Raw genomic sequence first — 18,210 nt, 5'->3', positions numbered from 1 at the left:
TTGAAAATTTTTTGAGTTCAGAAATGAAAGATATTCAATGAGGCGGGGAAAAGCAAAACAAATCTCAGCCAACTTTTAGTCTTGCGATGGTACGACTTCTTACCTCTGCGTAATCTGCAATCAGCGATAAATCTGCGCTATCTGAGCAATCACTTGACAACGCGCAGTTCGAACGTGAGGTTCCTCAACGGAAAAACGTTCGCCAGGCGATTCTCGTACAGGTCCTTATACGAGTTCGCAAATGCAACGATTTTCTTGTCGATCCAATGCAGCTGCGCCAGCCCTTTCTCGAACTCAACTGACTTCAGCGCAAACCGGGCGTATGAATATCGGAACCCCGCGTTCGCCGTTCCTTCGATAAAATAGTCAAACGAATGAACCCCGAAAAAATGCTTGTGCGTCGGGTCGGTATTAGCGTGGCGATGCGGATAGAACGGCACGATGATCGTGACAAGCGCCGATGGCTTTGCTATGCGATGGACCTCTTCCATCACTTTGACAAGATCGGCGAGATGTTCGAGGACATTGTCGCAGATCACTTCATCAAAATGATCATCGGGGAACGGATACGGGAACCGGTCGAGGTCGTGGATGATGTCGGCGTCGGATCGCGGGTTGATATCGATGCCGACGGCACCGGGACGCTTTCGGGGTCCGCAGCCGACGTCGAGAACGGTATATGCCGGAGCAGCGGTCGGCACCGCCTTGTCAGCGCGCACGATTGTTCTACCGTTCGGTTTCTTCCTTTTGGAGTTCTCTGTCGGTCGTCGTTTCATCCTATCTTTTTTCGCTTGTTCAAATACTGGAACAGAGCCACATCAAAGGGAGTCTCGGTGTCGAGCAGAACGTAGTCGATATTGTTTTCCCTGCATTCTCTTTTATATCGCTCAAGAAACGATCGGAATTCTCGCTGGTATGCGCGCTGGATATGGTAGGGCTGCGTCGTTATTTCTTCCGCAGTTTCCAGGTCTTTGAATACGGCATCGCTTCCGAATGCGAACGAACGCTCGAACGGGTCGAGAACGTGCATCACCAGCACATCGTGGTGATTGTGCCGAAAATGCTTTAATGCCGCTATCACCGCACTCGGATCATCAAACAGGTCGCTCACAACGATGATCAGTCCACGGCGGGTGATGCGCTCTGCCATCTGATTGAGCGATCGGGATGTTCCGGTTGCCTTTCCCGCCGAGAGATGCTCAAGCTCGATGAGGATCCTCCGAAGATACGCTTTGGTTGCATGCGGCGGCAGTGCAAGCCGGATATTTTCATCAAACACCGTCAGCCCCACAGCGTCCCTCTGCTGAACCATCAAATACGAGAGTGCGGCCACGAGATACGATGCATATTCCAATTTTGAGATCCTTTTTCCGTCTCCCCCCCGCGCTTGTTCGGAGGCGAATGCCATCGACGCGCTGGCATCAAGAATGACGTACGATTTGAGGTTCGTTTCTTCCTCGTACTGTTTAATATAGTAACGGTCCGTCTTGCCGTAGACCTTCCAATCGACGCGGCGGATTTCGTCCCCGGGCATATACTGACGGTGTTCGGCAAATTCGACGCTGAAACCGTGATAGGGGCTTTTGTGCATGCCGGTAATGAACCCCTCCACCACCATGCGCGCGCGAAGTTCCATGTTCGCCAGCTTCGAAACGACGTCGGGTTGAAGATATGTCAGCGCCTGTTCCATCCGACCGCTCATTGTTGTTTCTTGGAAACCTTCTTCGGCTTTGCCGCAACATCTTTCTTTGCGCCGATGATCTCGTCGGGCGTTCTGCCGAGATTGTCAAGCTCAAATTGAGCCGATTTTGCAAGGTCATGGGTGGGAAACTTTGCGATAAAATTTTGATAGGCAATTTTTGCGCTGTCGGGCATTTGAAGGTTGTTGTTATAGATGAACCCGACAAAAAACATCGCGAGGGGGGTCGCATTCAGGTCCGGATATTTCTTCGCGAATGCTGCGTAGTAGTTCACCGCAGTGTGGAAATCGCTCTTTGCATTGTATGATTCTGCGATCAAGAACAGCGCTGCCGGCGCGTTTTTTCCCTCAGGGTAATTGCTGAGGAGCGTTTGACAAAGCACAATGGCCGAATCGGCATTATGGGCAGCTTTCGCCTGCTCGGCCTTTTGCCAAAGCTCATCCTCCGTCATTTTCGCACAGCCGGCGAAGAGTACGGCGATGATTGGAATAACGATGAGATTAACTTTCATGATCTTTCCTTGGTCAGTAGAGAGAGACAATATTGATTACTGAATTCTGCGCATCACTGCTGCGAAAAAACCGTCGGTCCCGTGGACGTGCGGCTTCAATCGAAAATACTTCTCCGGCGACAGCGCCTCCAGACCGTAGCGGCGGAGGATCGACGCCGGCTCCATGAGCTCGAACTCCCGGTGGTCCGTCAAAAAGTTCTCAACGACCCCCTCATTCTCCGAACGCATCATTGTGCACGTTGAGTACGCCAATCTTCCGTTGACCTTGACGAAGCGTGCGTAGTGATCCAGAATCTCCGATTGCTTGTCATGCAGTTCTGCAACCGACGCGGGTGTCACCGTCCATTTCATGCCGGGGTTGCGACGGATCGTACCGAGGCCGCTGCACGGGGCATCAACAAGGACATTGTCCGCCGAACCGGCAAGATCCGAAGGAACTTCCCCGGCTTCTATCTTGCGCACGCGGATCGTGTCGACACCGCTCCTGCGGATCCGTTTCCGCAAACCTTCCAGCCGAAACGAATTCGTATCCAGGGCAAAAATCGTCCCCCGATTTTTCATGAGCGCAGCAAGAGCAAGAGATTTCCCCCCCCCGCCGGCGCAGGCATCGACAACCTTTGATGTCGGTTTCGGGTCGACGAGCATCGACAAAAGCTGGCTCCCCTCATCCTGCACTTCAAAAAATCCCTGACGGAATACATCAAGCTGAAAGACGTTGGTCCTTTTTCGCAGGGTCAGACCGAAAGGAGAGAGCTTTGTCCGTTCGGTCTCGATCCGCTCTTTTGCCAAACGTTCCTTGCACTCATCGACGCTTGTTCTTATCGTATTCACGCGGATCGTCAACGGGGCGGGCGTATTCAACGCCGAGCAGAGCTGACGAGTCCCATCGTCGCCGAACTGGTTCCGCCATTCTTCGATCATCCACTCCGGAAACGAGAAACGAAGGGAGAGATCTTTTGTGGCGTCTTCCAGAAATGGATCCTTGTCATCGACGTTCCTGTTGCGCTTTTTCGCTTCATTAAGAAAGAGGATAAGAGATCTCTTCTCTTCTTGCTCGGCATCGAGTTCGCCGACGAGCGTTTCCATCACTTCATCGGCGAACACACTCCGGAATATCAAGCACTGCAAATACACGGGCGACCCGCCCGGGGCCCCATGGTGCTGCTGCTGGGACGATTCGCACAACCATTCTATCCGTTTTTTGAACCGGAGCATCCCATAGACCGTTTCCGCGATGAACTTTCGGTCATGGGAGCCGAGATATTTACGCGAACGAAAAAAAGTGTCGATCGTGCTGTCGGCCGGATGCTGACTTCCAACGACGAGGCCGTACGCTTCCACGGTATGGCCGATGAGCGAAGAGTGTCTCAAGGATTATACTTCAACAACGTCAGAGTTCATTTCTGAAGTTCGATATGCCCGCGCCATGCGCGGAGTATTAAAGGCAACAGCGGGCAGACCGCTCTTGTGCAATACGATCACTCCCCCGAAACCGTCAGCCTTTTTCCCCAGCTGCTGGATCGACGTTTGCGCGGCAGCAACGGGGTCGCCTCCGTTATAGTCCATCAAGTCGATGACCGTTTTTGCCAGGACGACCTTTATAATGGCTTCCCCCCAGCCTGTACACGACGCCCCGCCGATCGAACTGTCGGCATACGTCCCGCATCCGATGAGAGGCGAATCTCCAACCCTTCCCGGATACTTATTGGGCGTTCCACCGGTTGAAGTACCGGAGGCGATCACGCCCCTGCTGTCCAGGGCAACTGCGCCGACGGTGTCTCCGGGCGTTTTTTTGCGGAATGCATCTTTTGTCGATATGGTCTTCTTGCTCGAACGGATTTCCTTCCATCGTTCCAGTTCCCGTCCGACAAGGAGGTCCTGCTTCGAGCATTGGGAAATGCCATGTTCGGCCGCGAACTTTACGGCGCCGTTTCCAGCGAGCAATATATGTTCACTCTTGTCCATAATAATGCGCGCCAAGGAGATCGGATAGCGGATGTTTTGAACTGCTGCAATTGCCCCCGCACGAAATGTTGTTCCGTCCATAATGCTTGCATCGAGCTCGATGTCGCCGATGGAATTCACGAACGAGCCTCGCCCGGCATCGAACGTTGGGTCGTCCTCCATGTAGTTGATCGACTTTTCGACGGCCTCCGCGGCGCTTCCGCCGTTGACAAGAATGTTCCATCCAATGGACAACGCTTGTCGAACGCCGTTGCGATGCGCTTCGACCGAATCGTCGGGTATATCCCACGCGCCGCCGTGGACAATAAAAGATATCATGCGCTCATTCTATCGGTAAACTAAAGTAAAAAGAACTCCCAGCATGCTCTTTGCTTTCTGCCCAGATTTTCCCCCTGTGAGCTTCAACAATGTTCTTGCAGATCGCAAGGCCGAGCCCCGTCCCTTTTTCCGCGATGACGGCAGATGCTATAATCTGGCGGTATTTGTCAAAAATAAAAGGAATCTCCCCGGCAGGTATGCCGATGCCGTTATCTTTCACGCAGACCACGACGGAGGGCACTAAAATCCCTTTCGCCCTCGCAAGCGGATCATTCGGCTGAAGGTGTTCCACGGAAACTGCAATTTCTCCGTGTTCTCCCGTAAACTTCATGCTGTTCATCAGGAGGTTATTCATAACCTGCTCCATTTTCGCCTCGTCGGCCACAATCATAACTTCCCGAAGTCGGTAATTTTTTGTGAAGGAGATCGACTTCTTTAAGGCAAGAGGCTTCATCTGCATCATCGCATGGTCGATCATGCCGATCAAGTCTATCGAATGCTTGTTGAGTGTGACATATTCCGATTCAAGCTTCGAAAGGTCGAGGATGTCGTCGATCAGGTCGAGCATTTGCTCGCTCGCCTTCTCGATCGTCTGGACCATTTCGTCTTTGTCCTGCTGACTGAGGTTCCTTTCCTCGATCATCAAGCTCGTAAAGGCACGAATGGCCGTCAGCGGGCCGCGGAGGTCATGCACCAGCATAGAGAAGAAATCCGACTGGAGTCGCATCACCTTCTTCTCTGCTGCGGTCATCCTCAGAATGGATTTGACGCGCACGAGCAGTTCGTTCGTGTCGATCGGTTTTAAAAGATACTCGTTGACTCCAAGGTTAAAGCCGCGCTCCATTGATACGGAATCGCGCATAAAGCCGGTGAGAAAAATGACGGGGAGTTCTTTGGTCTTTTTATGAACGCGAATGCGGGCAAGCGTTTCGAAGCCGTCCAACCCGGGCATAAGAATATCAAGAAGGACAAGATCGACCCGTTCTCCATCCAGAACGCGCAAGCCTTCTTCACCGGACGTCGCACGGAAAACAGCGTATCCTTCGTGTTCAAGGACTGCCCCCAGCGTATTGACGTTGGAGGCCTCGTCGTCAATGATCAGGATGGAATACTTCTCTTGCGTGGATTCCGGCATGGTGAAACAAAATAGAAAAATTGAGGTGGAATTGCAAGGAAGCCAACGCAGAATGCCGTGCTGCTATAAATGAAGAAGCCAGAGAAACTCTGGCTTCTTCACCGCTGCGAGCTCTGGAGACGCTCAATGACTGTGGGCCACCTTCAGCACATGCCCACACATCGAACATCGTACTTCCTTCCTGTCGATGCTGTGAAACTGCTTTTCAATATAACGCAGACCGAACAGAAGGATGAACGAAAAAACAAAAAACAGTTCGAAGGGCAGGACCAAGAGGGAGACACCAAATGCAACGACTGCAAGCGACGCCAGGGCAAACAAGGAGACAAAACTTTTCCGATGCACCAAGGTACCGCATTTTGGACAACTCATTGTTAATCCTCCCGGCTGTTGAAGAATTTCCTACAAGTAATTGTTTACATACTATGAAGAGGCTGCCGAGCGTGTTGTGATTGCAGTCATCCTTCCGGGGGATTTTTGAATTGCCTCAGCGGCGGATTGGTTCGTAAATTTTTGCGATAATTTTTCCAAAGAATATCTTCTCATGCTGCCTTCGTTGCAATCGCTTATCCGACATGCAGTTAATGAATGATAAAGCGCGTGCATGAGATTGCCTTTCGGCGCCAATTTTCTTAATTTGTTGTATGAGTAAAATATTCGCCCCTCTGCGAAGTTCTTTTTATCAGGGCCTCGGTGTATTTGTCAAGTGCTGTTTTTCCTTTCTCGCTCTCTCCGTTACGCCTCTTTGGGCCCAACACGTGATAATCGTTCATCCTCAATTTGTCGAGTACTCCGCCAAAGAAGAAGATGTCGTTCCGTTTAAAGAAATTAAAAGGCCTAAAATTGGGCTTGTCTTAAGTGGCGGGGGGGTGCGCGGCATTACCCATGTCGGCGTCCTCAAAGCGCTCGAAAAAAATCATATCCCGATCGACCTTATTGTGGGAACAAGCATCGGAAGTTTAGTCGGCGGACTGTATGCATCAGGATACACGGCGGACCAGCTTCGTACGCTCGTTGATACAACCAATTGGGCTCAGGTTCTTTCCTTCACGGACGAGGCAAACCGCACCGATCTTTTTGTCGGACAGAAGCAGGCGGCGGATAGAAATCTTCTTACCATTCGGTTCGATGGACTCACCCCCGTCATCCCGTCGGCATTGTCCAACGGGCAGCGTTTCACGACGTTCATTAACCAGTTGATCCTTCAAGGCATCTATCATCCCAACCATTCATTTGACGATCTGAAGATCCCGTTCCGCGCCGTCACCACAGACATGATTTCGGGACGAAGAACTGTTCTTGGTTCAGGGAACCTTGCCGAGGCGTTAAGGGCGAGTATCTCCGTCCCCTTATTGTACAGTTCCGTACGGCGTGACTCTATGGAATTAACCGACGGCGGCCTGTTGTCCAATATTCCTGTCGAAGTCGCCAGTGATTTGAAGATGGATATTATCATCGCGGTCGACGTCTCGAGTCCGCTGCGCACTTCGCAGCAGCTTAATGCGCCGTGGGAAATCGCGGACCAGATCATCAACATCATGGCCCAGCTGCCGAACAAGCAATCTCTCCAAAAAGCGACCATTGTCATCAAACCGGACATTGAAGGCCACATGGCAGGGGACCTCACCGGCCTCGACTCGCTGATTGTCAAAGGGGAGAAGGCCGCCGATGCGGTGATGCCGGCGCTCTTGGACAGCATTCAAAAAAAACAAACTGTTGACTATTCTTCAAACCCCGCCGTTGATAAGCTTTCATTTAAGATCTCCTCGGTCAGTTTCCAGGGTCCCCAACTTCCGCCGGACATCACGGCCGAATTATCCGCGTTGACCTCGCGCGACCGGGTTCCGATCGATGTTCTTAAAGAAAAAGTGTCTTCGCTCTACCTCCGTGGGGACTACAAAGATTCGTATGCCGAAGTCATGGTTCACGATTCAACCGCAGCGGTGAAATTCGTCAACATTCCCAATACAAAGATCCTGGCCGTCGATATCAGAGGCGATTCTTTGATCACAAAGGAGGAACTGCTGCCGTTCATGGGACGGTTGCTCAATAAGGCGGCAAATCCGGACAGCACCCGGGCTGCGCTGAACGACATCCTCGGCCTCTACCGCGACCGGGGCTATTCTCTCGCAAGAATCCAATCGGTCCGTCTCGATTCTCTCCAGGGCATCCTTCATGTCGCCATCGACGAGGGCATCATCTCACACATGAGCATAGAAGGAACGACGAAATCGCGCGACTGGGTGATCTGGCGCGAGCTCCCCTTTAGCGTCGGCGATATCTTCACCGTTTCGAATGCCCAACAAGCCATTGCAAATATCATGGCAACGAACCTTTTCGAGCAGGTTCTGATCGATGTCCGCTACTCGGAGGATAAGGCAGAGATCGTGATCAAGACAACGGAAAAGAAATCCGAGCTGGGGGGCGTCGGCCTTCGTATCGACAGTGAACGGGGGTTGCAGCCGTCGGCCGAACTCAGGGACGAGAACTTTCTCGGAGCCGCGACCGAGCTGGGCGGCTATTTCGGGGGCGGACTCCGAAACCGAAAATATCTATTCGAATTCAAAGCGAACAGGATATTTAATTCGTATTACACATTCGACTTGAATTCGTTCTACGATCTCAAAGATATCTACGTGTACGGCAACGATCCGGCAGTTCAAACCCCGACCTCATTCAACAGGGTACGGATAGGAGAATACCGGCAAATCGAAGACGGCGGGTCCTTTTCGCTGGGAACGCAGGTCGAACGGCTCGGCACGGTGACCGCCGAATACCGCCTCGGGTTGAACCGGATCAATTTCCTTTCGGGAACGGGGTATTCGACGGATAAGTTCACGCTCCAGACCATCAAGCTCTCTTCAACGATCGACACCCAGGATCAATTCCCGTTTGCCCGCTCCGGCTCATTGATGAACATCAGCTGGGAAACCGCGTCGTCGATCGGCGCGGGAGAGATCGGTTACTCGAAGATCTTTCTCTCGTATGAATGGTTCTCGACGTATCTTGCGGGACAGACGCTCCATCCGAAAATCGTGTTCGGCTTCGGCGACCAGACACTTCCGCTCTCTCAGCAGTTCACGCTGGGGGGAGAAGATTCTTTTTACGGACTCAACGAAGATGATTCACGCGGGAGACAGATTTTCGTCATCAACGTGGAATACCGCGCGCTGCTTCCGATAAAGTTTTTCTGGGATACGTACTTCACGCTGCGGTATGACTTCGGCTCGATATGGCCGGAGCAGCAGAGCATCAGCCTCCGCGATCTTCACCACGGAGTCGGAACAGGAATTGCCATCGATACACCGGCAGGCAAGGTGAGCTTTTCGGTCGGAAGAAGTTTCTTTGTTCGAAGGGATTTATTGGCGCAGCCGCTGAGCCTCGGTCCGGTCATTGCATATTTTTCGTTCGGATACCCTCTGCTGTAGGAGCACGGGCTTCACGCCGGAATCACGACAAGTTTACAGCAGTCCTCTCATCATTCCCCCGTCCACACTGATCGTCGCCCCCGTCAGAAATCCGGCCCGCAACGACGCAAGGAATGCAACGACATCGGCGATCTCCCGGGGTGTCCCGTATCTCCCGAGCGGAATCTCCTTCGCCTGCTGCCTCATGTATTCCTCAACGGTGATGTTCGCCTTGGCGGAACGGACCTTCGAAATTTCTTCCTGCCGTTTGGTCATCACAAACCCCGGACAGACCGTGTTGATGAGGATGCCGTCCTTCGCATACTGGGTCGCAAGCACTTTATGCAGACCGATCAATCCGGGGCGAAGCGTGGAAGAGATCACTAATTCCTGGATCGGCTGCTTTCCTGCTATCGAGTTGATCGTGATGATCCTTCCCCAATGCTGCCTTTGCATGAACGGGATGACTGCCCGCGTCAACCGGATCGCGCTCATCATCGTCAGCTGTACGCCTTTCGACCAGTGGTCGTCCGACAAGCGGTCGAACGACTCAACTGGAGGTCCGCCGGCGTTGTTTACAAGGATGTGGACCGAACCGAACTTCTTGGCGACCGTTCTCACAAGCTTGTCGATTTCCTTAGCGCTGCTTACATCGCACGGGATTGCAAAGAGTTCGCCCCCCGTCTTTGCCGAAATTTCTTTTGCCGCTGCTGTGAGATTTTTTTTATCCCGTGCGCAGAGAACCACGGTGGCTCCCTCCTCGGAGAGGGATTCTGCAACCGCTCTTCCGAGCCCCTGACTCGATGCGGCAACCAAAGCAATTTTGTTCTTTAGTCCTAGATCCATAGTACTCTCCCTTTCGGCGGTTTCTCGGAAAACGTCAGTCGAGCTTCGTCCTGAACCTGAACACACTCGCGACGAGAATAGTGACCCCCATGAACAGCAGCGCACCTGCTTCAAACCATAGGTTTGAAAAACCGACCCCCTTCAAAATGATCGAACGGACAACGACGAGATAGTACCTCATCGGCACACCGAACGAAAGGAGCTGCAAAAACCTCGGCATATTCTCGATCGGGAACGTGAACCCGGAAATGTACATCATCGGCTGGAGCAAAAAGAACTGGGATGTCATCATCGCCTGCTGCTGCGTGTTCGACACCGTGGACACGAACAACCCGAGTCCCAGCGACGTCAACAGAAAGAAAATCGAGAGGCCGAAAAGCAAAGGAACGTTCCCTTTCACCGAGATCCCGAACCCGACCACCATCGCCAGGAGTACGATGCACCAATTGACAAGGCCGATGATCGTGAAGGGTATCAGCTTTCCTAAAATCAATTCCGTCGGCGTGATCGGCGTGACCATGATCTGCTCGAGCGTACCGATCTCCTTTTCCTTCACGACGGCCATCGAGGTCAGGTTCATGGTCGTGATCAGCAGGATCATGACGAGGACGCCGGGGACCATGTAGTTGCGGCTTTTGAGCGAGGGGTTGAACCATGCCCGCGTCTGCGCATTGATGCCGCCGATGCGTTCAGCCCCCGAAACTTCCGCCAGGACGCCGTTCGAATACTGGACCAGAATCTGATTGACGTACCCCAGCGCGATGGCGGTGCTGTTCCCTTCGCTGCCGTCGAGCAAGACCTGAACTTTCGCCGGTTGATGCTGAAGGATGGCATCGCCGAATTTCCGCGGGATGATCAGCGCCATCGTCGTCTTGTTGTCGTCAAGATAGTTCTGGACGGTGCTGTAATCCTCGGTCGAATATTCGATCGTAAAATAGCCGGAATTCGTGAATTTCTCGATCAGATCCCTGCTTGCCTGAGTTTTATCCAGGTCACAGAGAGTGACGGAGATGTTCTTCACGTCCAGCGACGCCGCAAAACCCATGAACACGAGCTGCAGCACCGGCGCCACAAAGACGAGAGGGAGCAGCTTTTTGTCCTTAAAGAGCTGGCCGAATTCTTTTTTCAGTAACGCGACAACCCGTTGCTTGTTCATGCGTTCATCCTAATGTTTTTCTGAAACGTCTGACGCTGACAAACAGCATAAAAGACGTGAAGAGCATGAGATAGACGACCTGATCCCAGAATGCGGCGATGCCGACGCCTTTCAGTATGATCGAACGCAGGATCACCAAGTAGAATTTTGCCGGCGTGATGTTGGTCAGCAATTGCAGCCACCACGGCATGCTGCGGATCGGAAACATAAATCCGGAAAGGATCATCGTCGGCAGCATAGAAAAGAGCGATGCGAGCTGAAATGCAACTTGCTGGCTGTCTGCGATCGTCGAGACATACAATCCGATGCTCAACGCGGCAATGATGAAGAGGAGCGTCGCGCCGAACAGATAGAGATAGCTCCCCTTGACCACGACATCAAAAAGAAAATACGCTGCGACAATGACCAGCGTTGCTGCGACAAGCGAAATGATCGCGTAGGGGATCATCTTCCCCACAACAAGCTCGAACGACGTGATCGGTGAAACGTCGATCTGCTCGATAGTATTGCGCTCTTTTTCCTTCACGATCGAAAGGGACGTCGCGATGACCGCGGTGATTGCAAGGATGAATCCGATGAGCCCCGGAACCAGAAATTTGGCGCTTTTCAACTCGGGATTATACCAGACGCGGGCATCGTACTGAATCGGCACGTAACTTCCCCGCCCCATCTTGGACAGATTGGTGAGCACGATCTTCTGGGAATATTGCAGCGTGACCGCCTGCACATAGGCAAGGATGGTCGACGCCGCATTCGAATCCATTCCATCAACCAGCACCTGGATGTCGGTCGTTTCGTTGGACAGGAGCTTATGGGAAAAATCCGTTGGCACAACGATCGCCGCCCGGATCTTCGCGTCGTCGATCATCCGCATCGCTTCGTCCGTCGAGTTCAGATACTGCACATAGTCGAAATATCCCGATGTTACGAATGCGTTCAGGAAATCGCGGCTCGTCTTGCTGTTCTCCTGATCGATCACGGCCATTCTGATGTGCGAGACGTCGAAGTTCAGCGCATAGCCGTTGAGCAAAAGGAGCAGCGCAGGCACAAGCGTCAGGATGGCAAGGACACGCTTGTCGCGCCTGATCTGACGGAATTCTTTTTTGATAATTGGAATGAGACGACGTATCATGGTGGTCCTTTAGGCCGCTTTCTTCGCTTCCTGGTCAAGCAGATAGATAAACACATCCTCGAGGGACGGTGTGATTCTGTCTATTTTGGTCCAGCCGATGTTTTGCGCCTTCAGGATCTCCTGAATCTGCTGCCGGGCGAACTGTTCGTCGGACACGCTCACATGGAGAAATGTGCCGAACACGGACGTTTCTTCCGCCCAGGGCTCCTTGGCGATGATCGTCATCGCTTCCACAACGTTCTCGCATTGCACTTCAAGGAGCGGCGACTTGATATAATTGTGTTTCAATTCTTTCGGGCTTCCCCCCGCGATAATTTTTCCCGCGTTGATAAAGATGATATCGTTGCAATATTCCGCCTCTTCGAGAAAATGCGTCGTCACGAGGACGGTGATACCTTCGGCCGACAGGTCGTTGATCAATTCCCAGAATTTCCGGCGCATGACCGGATCAACGCCGCTGGTCGGTTCATCGAGAAAAACCGTTTTGGGACGGTGCAGCACCGCGCATCCCAGGGCAAGCCGCTGTTTCCAGCCGCCGGGGAGGGTCCGGGTGATGCTTTTTTCCCTCCCGACCAGGTTCGCCATTTCGAGCACCCATTGGCGGCGGTGCTGGAGGTCGCTGTTCTTCAGGCCGTAGACGCGCCCAAAAAAACTGATATTTTCGTCGACCGTCAGATCGTCATACAACGAAAACTTCTGCGACATGTATCCGATATTCTCTTTCACCCGTTCCGGTTCTCTGTTAATATCGAACCCGCCTACCCGCGCGGTCCCTTCGGTCGATTGAAGGAGCGCACACAGCATTCTGATCGTCGTGGACTTTCCGGCGCCGTTCGCGCCGAGAAAACCGAAGATCTCTCCCTTCTTCACTTCAAAGTTGATGTGGTCGACCGCGTAAAAGTTTCCGAATCGCTTCGTGAGGTTTTCGACCTCGATTGCATTGATCATTGTCTGCTCATTTTTTAGACCGTGTTGGAACGAATTGAGCGCCGCCTTTGAGCGTCTCTGATCATCCCAACGGATTATTTTTCCTGGCCGATCGCTTTCTCAAGTTTGGCCTGCGCGAGCTCGTAGTCGACCAGTGCCTGCGTCAATTGAAGCTTTGCCTGGAGCAGCGCGACTTCGGCATCCAGAAGTTCCGAGTTCGTTGTCAATCCCGCTTTGAATTTCTGCTGTGTCACCCGCAAGTTCTCGTTCGCCTGGTCGACCGTGAGCTGCGAAAGCTGAATATTCTCCTTCGCCTGTTTGAATGAAAGATAGCTCTGGGTGACTTCGAGCGTTACCCCGTCTTTCAAAATCGCGATGGCGTCCTTTGCCTGCCGGTATTGCGCTTGCGCCTCGGCCGTCTGATACACGGTTGTCAGGTTGTTCCAAATATCAAACTGGAGCGTGACGCCGACATCCCATGAATCCTTAAACGCATCCACCGCCGGAAAAATTCTCTGGTTTGGGCGCGCATAATAGTAATCTCCGGTCAAAAAAATCTGCGGCGACCAGCCTGCCTGCGCCCCTGTGACGCCGCTCTCAGCCGCCCGAAGCCTCCAATCCAATCCCTGAAGGTCCGGTCTGTCCGTAAATGCCTCCTCGAGCAGTTTCTGCACGTCCGGGAATTCCCTTGTCGTCGGCGTCAGCGTTGAACCGATCGCGACCTTTGTCGAAAGCGAAATGCCGAGCGTCGAATTGAAGCTGATCATGGCGATCTCAACATTGTTCGCCGCTTCGCTTTGAAGGAGCTTGGCGTTCCCATACTGCACTTTCACTTTCAGGACATCGTTCGTTGTCGACATCCCCTGCTGGTACATGCTCTCAATGTCGTTGAGATGCGATTCAATTTGGGCGACATTCTCATCGCTGACACGCTTGATATCCTTCGCCCGATACAAATTCCAATATGCCGATTTGATATTATAGACAAGAGTCGCTTTGTCGCTTTCGACATCCTTTCGCGAAGCTTCGGCGCTGTACTCAGCGTTGTCGACGCCGCTCTGCAGTTTCCATCCGGTAAAAAGCGGCTGCTGAAGCGTTGCCTTGGTCGAATAATTGTTCAGGATGACAGGAAAGCCTATCGGTGCGGGAAGCACGCCAGGGATCGCAATTTTGAACTCCGGAATATCGCTCAATTTCTGATACGAGGCCTGCGCTTTCAGGGAGGGGTACAGCCCGGCAGCAGTTTCGCTCGCCTTCGCGTCCGCATACTCCTGCTTCATCTGCGATGAATGCAGCTCTTTGCTGTTCTCGAGCCCGATGGCGATGCTTTCTTCGATTGTGAGCACGCGCTCCTGAGCGACCAGAGCCGGCGCCATAAGGCAGATACAAGATATGACCATTGACCGTGCGTTCGTCACGATGCAGCAACCTCGCTTTCTTTTTTTGGCGAATTATCGGATAGCAGCGAAATAAATACGTTCTCAAGGGATGGAGGAATCGTTCTTGTGTCGGTTACAACGATGCCGTGTTCCTTCAAATGCGCAACCACGAAAGGGACATCTCGATCGGCATTGTCGACGACGATGTTCAATCTGTCGCCGAACGCCTGGACTTCTTTCACGGAGGCATATGCCCTTAATAATTTGAAGGAAGCCCGGATCTCGCTGCACACGATCTCCACGATCGTTCCTTTCATAACTTTTTTGACATTCGGAGGCGTATCGGCCACCAGAATTTTCCCCTCGCTCATCAATGCAACGTGAGTGCACCGTTCTGCCTCGTCGAGATACGGTGTCGTCATCACGATCGTGATGCCGGATTTCAATAGATTCGAGAGCACTTTCCAGAAATCTCGGCGAGAGACCGGGTCGACACCCGTCGTCGGCTCATCGAGGAAAATGACCTCGGGAGTGTGAACGAGCGTGCAAGCGAGCGCCAGTTTTTGTTTCATTCCGCCTGAGAGCTTATCGGCAAGGCGCGACCTGAAAGGGGTCAGCCTCGTGAACTCGAGGAGTTCGTCGCGGCGCGGCTTGTAGTCCCTGACGCCATGGATCTCCGCAAAGAATTCGATATTCTCATCGACGGTGAGGTCGCCGTAGAGGCTGAATTTCTGGGAAAGGTAACCGATGCGTTTCCGCACTTCGTCGGGCTGCTTTTTTACATCATACCCGAGAACCGATAATTCCCCTTCCGTCGGAACGATGATGCCGCACAGCATCCGTATCGTTGTCGTTTTTCCCGCGCCATCCGGGCCGACGAGGGCGAACATTTCTCCCTTGCGGACCTCGAGCGTCAGAGCATCGACCGCTTTCAGGTCCCCGAATTTCTTCGAGACGGAATGCAATTCAATCGCATTGGCTGACGCAGTCTTTTCGTTGGTTGAATTCATGATTGTTCGATGACCGGTTATTTCAAGTACGCATCGACCGGCATACCGCCTTTGAGGATCCCGTCTTTGTTGTCGACCTCAAGCTTCACGCCAAACACCAGCTTCGTCCGGTCTTCTTTCGTTTGAACATTCTTCGGCGTGAATTCCGCTATGGGAGAGATATAGATCACTTTCGCCGGAAAATTTCTATCCGGATAGGTATCGATCACAAGGTCTGCCGAGCCGCCCAATTTCACTCTGCCGAGTTCGGTATCGCCGACATAGATCATCAGATTGAGCGTTTCCAGGCGCGAGATCGTTACGATGGTGGTTCCCACGCTCACCAGTTCTCCTACTTCAACCGGTTTATGCGTCACCGTTCCCGACACCGGAGCGATGATGTGCGCGTCGGAGATCTCTTTGCGCAAAAGGTCCGCCGCAGAGATTGCCTGGTTGAGGCGCGCCTTGGCGGCAGCGAGGTCCTCGGGGCGAGCGAAGTGTTTCAACTTCTGAAGGTACTGCTCCGCCGAGGCATTTGCGGCCTGGGCGATCGTATACCGGGATTCGGCATCATCCCTCTCTTTCTGAGTGACGCTCTTTGTCGCATAGAGCGCTTTAATCCGCTCGTAATCATCCTTGGCGGTCTTGTAGGATGACGCTGTCTGGCGAAGCGCCTGCTCGGCCTGACGCAGGTCCTCCGATCGCGCTCCGTTCACAAGAAGCCGATATTCGGCGTCTGCCAGATCGACTCCGGCTTTTGCCTGCTGCAGCGCAATGTCGTTCGTTGCATGATCAAGAATCGCAAGAGTATCTCCGGCTTTGACGATGCTCCCTTCATCGACGAAAAGCGACTGCACCTGTCCGGCTACTTTTGCGCTCACATTCACTTCGACAGCTTCTAGTGTCCCGCTTGCTTCAATGGCCCCGGCATGCTTATCGCTGCATCCGGCAAGCGTCAGGAAGGCCGCGGCGGCAATTCCAAAAAGAACGAATCGTTTCATAATAACCTTTTGAAAATTATAAGTTGGTAAGAGGTGTATCAAAGACATGGAAATCTTTTCTCGCATCGTCCGTCAGGGCCCCTTCAAAGATGGTCCTGAAAATACTTTTGAACGCGTCTTCCGCAGAGAAGGAATTTTGCGAAAGAACTTCTGGATTGAGAATTCCCTGAACACAGTTGATGATCATGAGCGTAAGGATCTGCTCATTGATATACGGCCGGAAGACGTTTTCTTCCCGGGCATGGGCCATCATTTTCCCGATCTTATTAAAGATCTGGTCCTTGCGGAATGTTTCGATCTGGTTCCAGAGCTCCGGCGTGAATTTCTGCATGTCGAGCATAGCCCCCCTGCTCAAACGTGACATTTGCTTTCCGATAATCATCATCACCCGCGCCAATTTCTCCGCAAACGGATCGTTTGATGCAGTGATAGTTTCAATCTCGCGGGAGATCTTTCGCAGGTTCTCTTCAACACCAGCCCGGAGCAGATCCTCTTTATCTTCAAAATATTTATAGAGGGTCTTCTTGCTCATCCCGAGCTCGGCGGCGATTTCATCGAGGGTTACTTTGCTGAACCCCTCATGCAAGAAATGCTCCCGAGCGTAAGAGATGATTCGGTCGCGTATTTCAGTCTCTGTGTTCATTCGGCCTCCATGAGCACTACGGAAACTTTTAACGTTTTATTGGTTTCCGGAGTTCCAAAAAATAATCCATCATTAATGACGGATTGTAGCAAATTTTATTGCAAAAATACTGAAGAAACTATTATCGTTTCTATAGTTTCCAAGATAATAAAAATGGAAGAATATGTCAAGTTCCATTTCCAGAATTCTTGGGGAGGCGAACGAAGCGAACAGGAGGGGTTTTCCCTTGAAATGCTGCCGAATATTTCAGGTTAAGGGGACTAGTAACTCTCTTCTTTTGATGGAAACTTCATCCCCTTCACGTCTTTGATGTAATTTTGAAAAGCCCCTCGCATCGTCTCCGTAAGTTTGGCATATGTGCGGACAAAGCGGGGATGAAACTGTTCATTCATTCCGAGCATGTCGTTCGTCACAAGAACCTGTCCGTCGCACTGCGCCCCCGCTCCGATGCCGATCGTTGCGCACGATACGCTCTTCGTGACTTTCGCAGCGAGCGGCGTGGGGATCTTTTCCAGGACAATACCAAAGACTCCGACACGGTCGAGCACTTTCGCATCTTCCACAAGTTCTCTCGCCTCTTTCGTCTCCTTCGCACGAACCTCATAGGTCCCGAATTTATAGATCGATTGCGGGGTCAATCCAAGGTGTCCCATGACGGGGATTCCGATGTCGACCAGTTGTTTCACGAGCGGCTCGATTCTTTTTCCCCCTTCCATCTTCACGGCCTCGGCCCCCGATTCCTTCAAAAGACGCCCGCAGTTGCGCACCGCTTCTTCAGTGTCAACCTGGAACGACATGAACGGCATGTCTGCGACGAGCATCGCGCGCTTCACTCCTCTGCGAACGACCTTCGTGTGATAAATGATCTCCTCGAGCGTGACCGGGAGCGTCGTTTCCAAACCCTGAAAGACGTTTCCCACAGAATCCCCGACGAGAATGATATCGACGCCAGCCTCATCCAGAAGCTTCGCCGTCGTGTAATCGTACGCGGTCAGCATCGCGACCTTCTCACCCGTCTTTTTCATGCTGAGAATCACTTTTGTCGTGATGCGCTTGTATTCACTCGGATGAGAACTCATCGCAGTATCCTTTTCACGAAGT

General features: G+C 52.4%; 16 protein-coding genes. 1 reads left to right on the top strand and 15 read right to left on the bottom strand.

What is annotated here, in order from left to right; translation table 11 throughout:
• Positions 1-149: 149 nt before the first annotated feature.
• The 6 genes from VMF88_14790 to VMF88_14765 are packed head-to-tail and all read right to left on the bottom strand — an operon-like array spanning position 150 to position 5,629.
• The gene (locus VMF88_14790) at positions 150-776 is read right to left on the bottom strand and encodes a class I SAM-dependent methyltransferase (GenBank protein HTY12326.1); all 627 of its coding nucleotides are present in this window, start codon (positions 774-776) and stop codon (positions 150-152) included.
• Positions 773-1,702 carry a DUF58 domain-containing protein gene (locus VMF88_14785; protein ID HTY12325.1) on the bottom strand — a complete coding sequence of 310 codons (930 nt, stop codon included), beginning with the start codon at positions 1,700-1,702 and terminating at the stop codon, positions 773-775. The genes VMF88_14790 and VMF88_14785 overlap by 4 nt, the downstream gene beginning before the upstream one ends.
• Complete coding sequence (locus tag VMF88_14780) at positions 1,699-2,211, bottom strand: tetratricopeptide repeat protein (protein ID HTY12324.1); 513 nt, start codon at positions 2,209-2,211, stop codon at positions 1,699-1,701. Before VMF88_14780 ends, VMF88_14785 begins: the two co-directional genes overlap by 4 nt.
• A 36-nt stretch (positions 2,212-2,247) precedes the next feature.
• Entirely contained in the window at positions 2,248-3,582 is a 1,335-nt protein-coding gene (rsmB, locus tag VMF88_14775) for a 16S rRNA (cytosine(967)-C(5))-methyltransferase RsmB (protein ID HTY12323.1), read from the bottom strand.
• Between the two features lie 3 nt (positions 3,583-3,585).
• Entirely contained in the window at positions 3,586-4,494 is a 909-nt protein-coding gene (locus VMF88_14770) for an isoaspartyl peptidase/L-asparaginase (protein HTY12322.1), read from the bottom strand.
• A 4-nt stretch (positions 4,495-4,498) separates the two neighbouring features.
• Positions 4,499-5,629 carry a response regulator gene (locus VMF88_14765; GenBank protein ID HTY12321.1) on the bottom strand — a complete coding sequence of 377 codons (1,131 nt, stop codon included), beginning with the start codon at positions 5,627-5,629 and terminating at the stop codon, positions 4,499-4,501.
• A gap of 644 nt (positions 5,630-6,273) precedes the next feature.
• On the opposite strand from VMF88_14765, the gene VMF88_14760 reads away from it, so the two are divergent.
• Complete coding sequence (locus VMF88_14760; GenBank protein ID HTY12320.1) at positions 6,274-9,057, top strand: patatin-like phospholipase family protein; 2,784 nt, start codon at positions 6,274-6,276, stop codon at positions 9,055-9,057.
• Between the two features lie 33 nt (positions 9,058-9,090).
• Here VMF88_14760 and VMF88_14755 read toward each other — a convergent pair whose 3' ends face one another.
• The 9 genes from VMF88_14755 to panB all read right to left on the bottom strand — a co-directional run bounded on the left by VMF88_14755 (position 9,091) and on the right by panB (position 18,188).
• Positions 9,091-9,882 carry an SDR family oxidoreductase gene (locus VMF88_14755; GenBank protein HTY12319.1) on the bottom strand — a complete coding sequence of 264 codons (792 nt, stop codon included), beginning with the start codon at positions 9,880-9,882 and terminating at the stop codon, positions 9,091-9,093.
• A gap of 34 nt (positions 9,883-9,916) precedes the next feature.
• Positions 9,917-11,038 carry an ABC transporter permease gene (locus VMF88_14750; protein HTY12318.1) on the bottom strand — a complete coding sequence of 374 codons (1,122 nt, stop codon included), beginning with the start codon at positions 11,036-11,038 and terminating at the stop codon, positions 9,917-9,919.
• 4 nt (positions 11,039-11,042) lie between these two features.
• Positions 11,043-12,170 carry an ABC transporter permease gene (locus VMF88_14745; GenBank protein HTY12317.1) on the bottom strand — a complete coding sequence of 376 codons (1,128 nt, stop codon included), beginning with the start codon at positions 12,168-12,170 and terminating at the stop codon, positions 11,043-11,045.
• 9 nt (positions 12,171-12,179) lie between these two features.
• Positions 12,180-13,118, bottom strand: coding sequence for an ABC transporter ATP-binding protein (locus VMF88_14740; GenBank protein ID HTY12316.1), 939 nt, complete (start codon positions 13,116-13,118; stop codon positions 12,180-12,182).
• Between the two features lie 74 nt (positions 13,119-13,192).
• Positions 13,193-14,497 (bottom strand): TolC family protein, encoded by a 1,305-nt coding sequence (locus VMF88_14735; GenBank protein HTY12315.1) that lies wholly within the window; start codon positions 14,495-14,497, stop codon positions 13,193-13,195.
• Positions 14,498-14,511: 14 nt separating this feature from the next.
• Positions 14,512-15,486 carry an ABC transporter ATP-binding protein gene (locus tag VMF88_14730; protein ID HTY12314.1) on the bottom strand — a complete coding sequence of 325 codons (975 nt, stop codon included), beginning with the start codon at positions 15,484-15,486 and terminating at the stop codon, positions 14,512-14,514.
• A gap of 17 nt (positions 15,487-15,503) precedes the next feature.
• Complete coding sequence (locus VMF88_14725; protein ID HTY12313.1) at positions 15,504-16,466, bottom strand: efflux RND transporter periplasmic adaptor subunit; 963 nt, start codon at positions 16,464-16,466, stop codon at positions 15,504-15,506.
• 16 nt (positions 16,467-16,482) lie between these two features.
• Positions 16,483-17,109: a TetR/AcrR family transcriptional regulator gene (locus tag VMF88_14720; GenBank protein HTY12312.1), complete on the bottom strand. Its 627-nt coding sequence runs from the start codon at positions 17,107-17,109 to the stop codon at positions 16,483-16,485.
• Between the two features lie 260 nt (positions 17,110-17,369).
• Positions 17,370-18,188, bottom strand: a complete 819-nt coding sequence (gene panB, locus VMF88_14715) for a 3-methyl-2-oxobutanoate hydroxymethyltransferase (GenBank protein HTY12311.1) — start codon at positions 18,186-18,188, stop codon at positions 17,370-17,372.
• Positions 18,189-18,210 lie beyond the last annotated feature (22 nt).

It is taken from the genome of Bacteroidota bacterium, assembly GCA_035506275.1.
In the GTDB taxonomy this organism is placed as follows: domain Bacteria; phylum Bacteroidota; class Ignavibacteria; order UBA10030; family UBA8401; genus JAGVPT01.
This window is presented reverse-complemented; position numbering and strand designations above follow the sequence as displayed.

Bases quoted from the DNA above. Each gene is read 5' to 3' on its own strand.
- VMF88_14790 (HTY12326.1), bottom strand. From the start codon at position 776: ATGAAACGACGACCGACAGAGAACTCCAAAAGGAAGAAACCGAACGGT.
- VMF88_14785 (HTY12325.1), bottom strand. From the start codon at position 1,702: ATGAGCGGTCGGATGGAACAGGCGCTGACATATCTTCAACCCGACGTC.
- VMF88_14780 (HTY12324.1), bottom strand. From the start codon at position 2,211: ATGAAAGTTAATCTCATCGTTATTCCAATCATCGCCGTACTCTTCGCC.
- VMF88_14770 (HTY12322.1), bottom strand. From the start codon at position 4,494: ATGATATCTTTTATTGTCCACGGCGGCGCGTGGGATATACCCGACGAT.
- VMF88_14765 (HTY12321.1), bottom strand. From the start codon at position 5,629: ATGCCGGAATCCACGCAAGAGAAGTATTCCATCCTGATCATTGACGAC.
- VMF88_14760 (HTY12320.1), top strand. From the start codon at position 6,274: ATGAGTAAAATATTCGCCCCTCTGCGAAGTTCTTTTTATCAGGGCCTC.
- VMF88_14755 (HTY12319.1), bottom strand. From the start codon at position 9,882: ATGGATCTAGGACTAAAGAACAAAATTGCTTTGGTTGCCGCATCGAGT.
- VMF88_14750 (HTY12318.1), bottom strand. From the start codon at position 11,038: ATGAACAAGCAACGGGTTGTCGCGTTACTGAAAAAAGAATTCGGCCAG.
- VMF88_14745 (HTY12317.1), bottom strand. From the start codon at position 12,170: ATGATACGTCGTCTCATTCCAATTATCAAAAAAGAATTCCGTCAGATC.
- VMF88_14740 (HTY12316.1), bottom strand. From the start codon at position 13,118: ATGATCAATGCAATCGAGGTCGAAAACCTCACGAAGCGATTCGGAAAC.
- VMF88_14735 (HTY12315.1), bottom strand. From the start codon at position 14,497: ATGGTCATATCTTGTATCTGCCTTATGGCGCCGGCTCTGGTCGCTCAG.
- VMF88_14730 (HTY12314.1), bottom strand. From the start codon at position 15,486: ATGAATTCAACCAACGAAAAGACTGCGTCAGCCAATGCGATTGAATTG.
- VMF88_14725 (HTY12313.1), bottom strand. From the start codon at position 16,466: ATGAAACGATTCGTTCTTTTTGGAATTGCCGCCGCGGCCTTCCTGACG.
- VMF88_14720 (HTY12312.1), bottom strand. From the start codon at position 17,109: ATGAACACAGAGACTGAAATACGCGACCGAATCATCTCTTACGCTCGG.
- panB (HTY12311.1), bottom strand. From the start codon at position 18,188: ATGAGTTCTCATCCGAGTGAATACAAGCGCATCACGACAAAAGTGATT.